Annotated in this window: 7 protein-coding genes; 4 read left to right on the plus strand and 3 right to left on the minus strand. The window is 69.2% G+C overall.

Features of this window, described 5'->3' with window-relative positions; genetic code table 11:
• The first annotated feature begins 391 nt into the window (after positions 1–391).
• Both ABZ260_RS13875 and ABZ260_RS13880 read left to right on the plus strand, forming a co-directional pair.
• Positions 392–2,821, plus strand: a complete 2,430-nt coding sequence (locus tag ABZ260_RS13875; RefSeq protein WP_355616628.1) for an FG-GAP-like repeat-containing protein — start codon at positions 392–394, stop codon at positions 2,819–2,821.
• 274 nt (positions 2,822–3,095) lie between these two features.
• The gene (locus ABZ260_RS13880; RefSeq protein ID WP_355616630.1) at positions 3,096–3,425 is read left to right on the plus strand and encodes a tetratricopeptide repeat protein; all 330 of its coding nucleotides are present in this window, start codon (positions 3,096–3,098) and stop codon (positions 3,423–3,425) included.
• A 90-nt stretch (positions 3,426–3,515) separates the two neighbouring features.
• Here ABZ260_RS13880 and ABZ260_RS13885 read toward each other — a convergent pair whose 3' ends face one another.
• From ABZ260_RS13885 to ABZ260_RS13895, 3 genes are all read right to left on the minus strand, one after another.
• Positions 3,516–4,013, minus strand: coding sequence for a flavin reductase family protein (locus ABZ260_RS13885; protein ID WP_355616632.1), 498 nt, complete (start codon positions 4,011–4,013; stop codon positions 3,516–3,518).
• Positions 4,014–4,022: 9 nt separating this feature from the next.
• Positions 4,023–5,246 carry a styrene monooxygenase/indole monooxygenase family protein gene (locus ABZ260_RS13890; protein WP_355616634.1) on the minus strand — a complete coding sequence of 408 codons (1,224 nt, stop codon included), beginning with the start codon at positions 5,244–5,246 and terminating at the stop codon, positions 4,023–4,025.
• Between the two features lie 185 nt (positions 5,247–5,431).
• Positions 5,432–6,421, minus strand: coding sequence for an AraC family transcriptional regulator (locus tag ABZ260_RS13895; RefSeq protein ID WP_355616636.1), 990 nt, complete (start codon positions 6,419–6,421; stop codon positions 5,432–5,434).
• A 285-nt stretch (positions 6,422–6,706) separates the two neighbouring features.
• Between ABZ260_RS13895 and ABZ260_RS13900 the strand changes: the two genes are divergently transcribed.
• Together ABZ260_RS13900 and ABZ260_RS13905 are read left to right on the plus strand one after the other, a co-directional pair.
• Entirely contained in the window at positions 6,707–8,086 is a 1,380-nt protein-coding gene (locus ABZ260_RS13900) for an aldo/keto reductase (RefSeq protein ID WP_355616638.1), read from the plus strand.
• A gap of 84 nt (positions 8,087–8,170) precedes the next feature.
• On the plus strand, positions 8,171–8,415 hold a 245-nt coding region (locus ABZ260_RS13905), incomplete at its 3' end, for a hypothetical protein (protein ID WP_355616640.1).

Consider the following 8,415-nt stretch of genomic DNA (forward strand, 5'->3'; position numbering starts at 1 on the left):
TGCGTACTTCTGGACGGGACGAGTGGAGAGTGAGGCCGGCTCGATCGACCACCGTCCGTCCGTACCGCCACCAGGTGCCGGTCCTGCGGTTGATACCCGGTTCCCGGCACGCGGCCGAGTTGCTCATTCCCTGTGCCATGAGCCGAAGGTATTGATCACGTTTGTCCGCGAGCGGAGCGGGTCCCCGCTTCTTACGTGTCCGACGCGCCTCGGCCATGGCAACACCCCTCAGGGTCAGGTGTTGCGACCACCTTTAGCACCCAGGCCGCCTCAAGTCGTCATAACCACCCGCGAGTGTTAATGGGGGATTCACGCCATTTTGGTCTGGGCTGGAGATGGTCAACTCCTGAATACGGAGGCATGCGTGAATACGCGAAGTACGACTGGCCGTGTGGCCTTGTTTTCCCGTCATCTCCTGGTCTCCATGCTGTCCATCGTGGTGGCCACCGCGATGGTGGGCATCGCTCCCGCCACGCCGGCGCGAGCGGCCGACCAGGACTTCATCCTCACCCTCAACGCCTCGGACCTCGGCTTGGATCCTGCCGACCTGCGGGACATCGTGCCGGAGATGCAGGCGGATATCAGGGAGCACGGCGGACTGGGCCCCGCGATCAAGCAGACGCTCGCGGACAACCAGGACGGCGCCACCGTCGATACCTCGGAGTGGCCGAATTTCGACGGCACGGTGAACGTGACCTCCAACGGCGCCGGCCTGGTCGTCACCATCCCGGCCGGGGAGGTCACCACCTCCTGGTCCTGGAAGACGATTGCCGCCGGGCTGATCGCCTGGACCACGGGGTACGGGCTCAGGACGATGTGCATCGCGGCCTTGACGGCCACCGGGGTGGGCGCCGCGACCATTCCGCTGGTCTGCACCCCCCTCCAGGGCGCCGTTACCGGCATCATGGGGCCGCTCATGATGAACGCGTTCAACGGAACCCTGGGCACCCCTAAGGCGACCAGCGAGATCATCATCGGTGGGCTGCTCGGACTGGCCGGTGGCTTCCTGTGGGAGAAGTACCTCGCCCCGTGGGCGAAGGCCAATCTCGCCAACGCCATGAGGAGCGTCGGTACCTGGGTCAGGTCCAGGGTGCCCTGGCTCGACTCCTGGTTCGGAAGCGGGGTCGCCAACAGGGCGGATGAGCTCGGCCACCAGCTCGAGGAACTGGAGGACCTGCTCAACGAAGCAATGAGGGACTGGGGTGGGCTGCGGCCCTCGCGTCCCTCCTCGCTGCGGGTGATGCCGCTCGGAGACTCGATCACCTACGGCGTGGAGAGTTCCGATGGGAACGGCTACCGCGACGAGTTGTACGCCTATCTGGAGAACAGTTGGAGCAGCGTTGACTTCGTCGGGTCGGTGAAGGGCGGCTCGATGAGTGACCCCGACAATCAGGGGCACCCGGGCAAGCGGATCGGCGAGATCGCGGCCTTCGCCTATTGCACTGTGCCGCGGTATCAGCCGAACGTGATCACCCTGCACGCCGGCACCAACGACATGAACCAGGACTACCACCTGTCGGAGGCGCCCACCCGGCTCAAGAAACTGATCAACCAGGCGCTGACGCACTCACCACGTGCCACGATGCTGGTCGCCAAGCTCATCCCGACCGGCAAGGCCGGGCTACAGCCGCGCATCGACGCATACAACGCGGCGCTGCCCGGCATGGTGCAGGACCTGCAAAGCGAGGGCAAGCACGTACTTCTGGTGGACATGAAGCGGGTGCCGGTCAGCGACGGACTGCAGAACGACGCGCACCCGACGGACGCGGGCTACGCCAAGATGGCCGACGCCTGGTATAGCGCCATATCGGCGGCGGACGCCAAGGGCTGGATTCAGACCCCGCTGCCCGAGAATGCAGCCAACGGCTGCAACCCGGCGGACTCTCCCGTCGACGACGGCCCGACGGGCTCTAACGTCGGGTCCGGCGACCCGGGGGGCTCTACCGTCGGGTCCAGCGGGACAGCTCTCGGCACGGGATGGCGTGCGCTGGGCGTGATCGCGCCCGGATACGGCACCAGGATAGGCCGCACGATCATCGCCGAGCTCAATGGCGACCAGCGGGCCGACTACCTTCAGGTCGCCGCAGACGGTAGCTTCCGCGCATCGGTGAACACCGTCGGCACCCCTGGGCAACCCGACTGGGTGAACGTGGGCACGTACGCTCCGGCAACGAGCGACGTGTCCAAACCGATCGATGTCAATGGGGATGAGGTGCGGTTCGCCGACCTTAATGGGGACGGACGCGACGACTACCTCCTGGTCAGTTCCGACAGCAAGGTACGGGCCTACCTCAACTTCCCAGGGCCGGACAACAAGCTTAAATTCATCCACTGGGGGACCGTCTTCAGCGAGGAGTCGTTCAGCCGGAACAACCTCCGCTTCGCGGACGTCACCGGAGACGGGCGCGACGACATCCTGCGGGTCAGCGATGCGGGCGCGGTCCACGTGTACCGGAACATGTGGGACCCCAACAGCGCGCAAGTCAGTAGCGAGCCACAGCCCCCAGACTGGCGGCTCTGGCTCAACTGGGCCGGCGGCACCCAGGGCTCATCGCTGGAAGCCGTCCGGTTCGCCGACGGCGACGGTGACGGCCGGGCCGACTACCTGCAGGTCGGCGGAGACGGCTCGGTGCACGCCTTCCTCAACCGCGGTGGCGGGGGCAACGGTAGCTTCGAGGCCCGCCACAACTGGGCCTACGCGTCCAACTACCCCCGCCAGTACGTCCAGTTCGCCGACATCAGCGGTGACGGCAAAGCCGACTATCTGGTCGTCTATGACGGCGGCGCAGTCCGCGCCTGGCTGAACCGCGGCGGCAACTAGAAACCGTCCTCCGGACCACGGCCCGGTCCAGACAGTCGCCGCAAGAGTGAGTGCGGCCTGGCAGCCTCCGGCAACTTCGTCGGCGCGCACAGCCAGGCCGCACCGCTGCCGAGTCGATCGATGCGGCCGCTGTCGACGCTGCGCAGAAGCGAAATCGCCACCTGGTACGAAAAGACTGCCGATCGACCTACCCAGCCGCGGCAGTCGGCTGGGCGGGTCCGGCACCACAACCCCCGTACCGGGCCCAGAGGAGGCGGCGCGGCTGGCCCGCGAGGTGCTGGACATCGCGCACGCCGACCCCACCTGGCCGGCCGTACTGACAGCCCGGATCACCCTTGGCATGGCCATCGCCCACGAGCAATCCGACGAGGCCGCAGAGCACCTGCACCAAGCCCTGGAACTCGCCCGCGAGGACGGCCACAAACACAACGAGGCGTGGTGTCTTAACTGCCTGGGCGTCGCCCTGCGCCAGATGGGCCGCTACGAGGAAGCACTGGCCCACGAGGGGATCGCGGCCGTGCTCGACGAGACGGACCCGGCTGCCGCCGCCGAGCACCGCGCGGCGGGTCAGGCCATCCGGCAGGAGCTCAAACCAGGGGCCTGACGTGACTGGTCGCTCCCGCGGATCATGTCTGGTCTGCGTTTTTCAGGCGCCAGGCGCCGCAGTGCCTCGCCGAAAAGGGAGGCCACCGCGTCAGTCCACGGCGCCGAACGCCATCTCCCGGTCCGGCGAGGAGAACAGGCGGTAGCCCCCCGAGTGGAAGACCAGCGGCTCGCCCTCCGTCCGCCGGAAGTGCTCGACCTCTCCGACGAAGATGAGGTGGTCGCCCCCGTCGTAGGTGCTCACCATACGGCAGGCGAAGTGGGCGAGGGTTCCGGTGAGCACCGGAGACCCACCGGGTGCCGGGTGGGTCTCCACCCCGGCGAACTTGTCCGGCAGCGGCGTGGCGAACCGCCGGGACAGATGCTCCTGTCCGGCGGCCAGGACGTTGACCGCGAACCGCTCCGCCTCGGCGAAGGCCGGTGCGCTGGGAGCCCGCCGGGCCAGGCACCACAGGACCAGCGGCGGGTCGAGCGAGACCGAGGTGAAGGAGTTGACGGTCACGCCCAGCCGGTCACCCCGCCGGGTGACGGCGGTGACCACCGCCACCCCGGTGGCGAACTGCCCGAGGGCGTCGCGTAGAGACCTCATGACCCCTGCTCACTTCCCGAACCGCGCCAGATACCCGGCCGCCCCGGCCGGATCCATGAACCAGCCCGCGTAGTCCGACGGGTCGTCGAAGCCGTTCACGAAGCGGGAGGCCACCTCGGGCAGCCGGCCCGCGGCGCCCAGAATCTCCAGCACGTGCGGCGGCGGAGGCGCGAGAAGCGCGTTCGTCCACGCGGTGACGTGCCGGGCACCCTGCCAGTAGCGCTCGAAGGCCCGCTCCATCCACGCCGCGTCGAACGGCCGCTCACCACGCTCCAGGATGTCGGACAGGTAGGAGGCCGCGCACTTGGCGGCGTTGTTGGCCCCCTGCCCGGTGATCGGGTCGTTGAGCACGACCACGTCGGCCACGCCCAGGACCGGGGCGCCGGACGGCAGCGTCGCCACAGGCCTGCGCACGACGGGGGTGAAGCGTCCCGACAGGACGCCGCCCTCGTCGGTGAGCTCGACACCGTCGCAGCGATCCGCCTCCCACGGCAGGAAGGTCTCCAGGACCCACCGGCTTCTGGCCAGGTGCTCGGCGGGGGTGTGAACATCCGCCCAGCAGTCCATCGGCCCGCCGGGGACACCCTCGAACACCATGATCTCGCAGGGACCGGTGACGGTGAGCGCGGGAAACACGAAGTACTCGCCGACCCCGGGAATCACGTTGAAGCACACCGCGGAATGCCCCGGTCGCGGTGCGAGACCGTTGACGTAGGTGAGGGCCAGGGCCCGCTGCGGGGCGCGGTACGGCGAGCGCGACGCGTCCCGCTCGAAGAGCGAGGAGATCGCCCCCTTGCCCGCGGCGACCAGGACCAGGTCGTACCGGGCGGCGTAGTCCTCCAGGTCGTCCACGGTGGCGTCGTGGATGACGATCTCGCCGCCGAGCCGTTCCACCTCGGCCATCCACTCGGGCATCTTCAGCCGCTGGTCGACCGAGCGGGCGGGCGTGTCGAGCCGGGCGGCCCAGTGGATGGCCGGTTCGCCGTCGGGACCGGCCACCGCGAACTGGATCCCGTCGATCGGCGGGCAGTCATCCGCCCACAGGTCCAGGCCAAGGTCACGCTCATGGCCGAGGGCGATGCCGAACATGGCCTGGCTCGACGTGACCCGGCCGCCGCGGATGTCATCGGGGGTTCGGTTGGAGACGACGGTGACGTCGTAGCCGTTCCGCAGCAGGCCGAGGGCGAGGTGCAGGCCCGCCTGACCGGCACCGACGACCAGAATTCTGCGCATGACGATGTCTCCTTTTCAACGGAGGGGGGAACCTGATGAAAAGGTATGGCCGGGGCCGCCACTCGGGCCATCCGTTCAGCGCGGGTTCCATCCGCCTGGCGCGGAATCCTCCCCGGGCCCCGCCACACGACGGCAGGACGGCGGCGGCAGGACGGGGACACCCGGCACCGGTCGGTCCCGGACCGTCAGCTGCCGCGCAGCGTCCGCGACGGCGCCTGGCCGTAGCGCGCGCGGTAGAGCGCCGCGAACCTCCCCTGATGAGGAAAACCCCACCGGGCCGCCACGCCCGTCACCGTGCACCTGGCGGGATCGCCGGCCATCAGGTCGTCGTGGACCCGGCCCAGGCGCACGTCTCTGAGATAGGTCATCGGGGTCAGGCCGAGATGACGCCGGAAACCCTCCTGGAGCGAGCGGCCACTGACCGCCACGGCGCCCGCGATCTCGTCGGTGGTCAACGGCAGGTGGGCGTGGTCGTCGACGTATTCCATGGCCCGGCGCACCACCTTGGGCAGCGCGGGAGGCCGGGGCGCGTTCAGCCGTGCCAGGTAGTTGGACGGCTGCCCGGTGAGCAGGGAGAAGAGCATGGCGTTCTCCAGGTGGGCGACCGCCAGTGGCTGCGCGGCGAGCCCGTCACCGTGCTCGGCCTCGTTCACGATAAGGTCGGCCATCGCCCGCCAGGCCCGCGCCCAGCCAGTGGTCATGTCCATGCCCAGGCCGAAGACGAGCGGCCTGTCGAGCCGCTCCCCGAGCATCCGCTCCAGGGTGCCCTCGACCGCCGACCGGTCGAATTTGACGATCAGCTGGGGACAGCCCGCCGCCCAGCGCATGTCGAGGTGTTCCGACGGTGACGGCAGGGAGGCCAGGCGGGGGGTCGACACGATCTCCTGCCCGCCGCACCGGATCAGGCTGCTCCCCGCCAGCGGGATCTGCACCAGGAAGAAGGATCCCAGTTCCCCGGGCTCGATGCGGACGTCCGCCCCGTAGTCCAGGTAGTTAACTCGTACGGCGCCCAGCTGTGCCGAGTTCAGCCGCGCGGCCAGCCGCGAGAGGTCACCGGCGAGTTCCAGCCGGTGAGGGCAGAACACGCCGGCCACCCGCTCGCGGGCCTCGTCGAGGTCCGCGGTGTCGAAGACCGGCCTGTTGCCGAGCGGGACGCGCCCCCGCACCTCGCCCATCGACGCTCCCGCCCTCGGGTGCCCATCGCACGCGTACGACTGATCTCGACATGATCGGTAGGACCAGTGTCTCCGACCACGTACAAATACACAGAGGCCCGTGGAACCGGTGTCCGATATCGGACAGCGGAGCCGGTCCGGACCCGCGCGTCCGCCGATCGTTCTCGTGAACATCTTGATCATGTGGAGGCCACGCACGGTCGCCCGCACGCACCCCTTCCAAAACCGCGCCAAAGGTGACACCCGGCATGAAGCGGTCGGAGTCGGGCTGGCAGGATCGGGGCCGTGAACCATCGCACGCTTGGCCGCACCGGCATCCAGGTCAGCCCGCTCTGTCTCGGCACGATGATGCTCGGGGCCTGGGGAAACACCGACTACGACGAGTGCGAGCGCATCGTCGGCACCGCGCTCGACGCGGGCATCAACTTCATAGACACCGCCGACGTGTACGCGTTCGGCGAGAGCGAGACGATCCTGGGCAGGGCCATCAAGGGCCGCAGGGACGAGATCGTGCTGGCGACGAAGTTCCACAACCAGATGGGCGACTCCCCCAACCGGCGTGGCAACTCCCGTCGCTGGATCATGCAGGCCGTCGAGGACAGCCTGCGCCGCCTGGACACCGACTGGATCGACCTCTACCAGGTGCACCGCCCCGATCCGCAGACCGACATCGACGAGACCCTCGGCGCCCTGTCCGACCTCGTGCGCCAGGGCAAGGTACGGGCGATCGGTACCTCCTCCTTCCCCGCCGAGGAGATCGTCGAGGCCCAGTGGGTCGCCGACCACCGGCAGCGCGAGCGGTTCTCGACCGAGCAGCCCTCGTACTCGATTCTCGCCCGGCACGCCGAGGCCGCGGTCCTGCCGGTGGCCGAGCGCCACAACCTGGGAGTGATGGTCTGGAGCCCGCTGAACGGTGGCTGGCTGACCGGCAAGTACCGCCGGGACGCGCCGCTGCCCACCGGCTCCCGGGCCTCCAGCAACGGCGACCACTTCGACTTCAAGGTCGAGGAGATCCGCGCCCGCAAGCTCGACGTCACCGAGAAGCTGGCGGTCCTGGCCGACGAGGCGGGCATCTCGATGATCCACCTGGCCCTGGGCTTCGTGCTCTCGCACCGGGCCGTCACCTCGGCGGTGATCGGCCCGCGCACGCTCGAGCAGCTCACCAGCCAGCTCGGCGCGGACGAGGTGCGGCTCTCGCCGGAGATCCTCAATGCGATCGACGAGCTGGTCCCGCCGGGGACGAACATCAGCCCCGACGACGTCGGCTACGTGCCGCCCGCCCCCACGCCGGGCACGACCGAGGCCGGCCGCGCTCTGGTCGGCGAGTTCGCCGAAAAGGTTCTCGTCGGCGCCGACTACACGGTGCTGACCGACTACATCTCCACCGACACCTACAACCAGCACAACCCCGAGGCGGGGGACGGTCTGGACGGGTTCGGTGCGGCCGCGGCCGGTTGGGCCGAACAGGGCAGGAACCTGGTCTACAAGAAGGTCCACAAGGTCATCGCCGAGGGCGAGTTCGTGCTGGTGGTCTCCGAGGGCGAGTTCGGGGTACCGGTCGCCTACTACGACCTGTTCCGGGTCGAGAACGGGAAGATCGTCGAGCACTGGGACGTCATCGCCCCCATTCCGGCCGAGCTGCCGCACGGTAACGGCCTGTTCTGACCCGAACCTGCCGTCCCTTCCCCGCGGTGTGCGTGGGCGGACGGCAGCGTACGTCCGCCCCGTCATCTTCCACAGGAGTCGCCCATGGCCACCAGTCGCCTGCTCGACCTGGCCGGCTACCGGCAGCCGATCGATCTCGACCGGCCGTTCCGCCCGGCCGCCGTCCCCGCGCCGGCCGCAGGGCTCGGCGCGCTCGCCCGCACCGTGCTGGGGCTGCTGGAAACCGATCCGGCAGCCGGGCGGCTCGGGCTGCTACCCGGCCGGGCCGAGCACCTGGATGACGGCACCAGCCGCCGGTTGCTGCGGGCGGTGCTGACCGTCCGCGCCCC

Source organism: Streptosporangium sp. NPDC006013 (genome assembly GCF_040614275.1).
In the GTDB taxonomy this organism is placed as follows: Bacteria; Actinomycetota; Actinomycetes; order Streptosporangiales; family Streptosporangiaceae; genus Streptosporangium.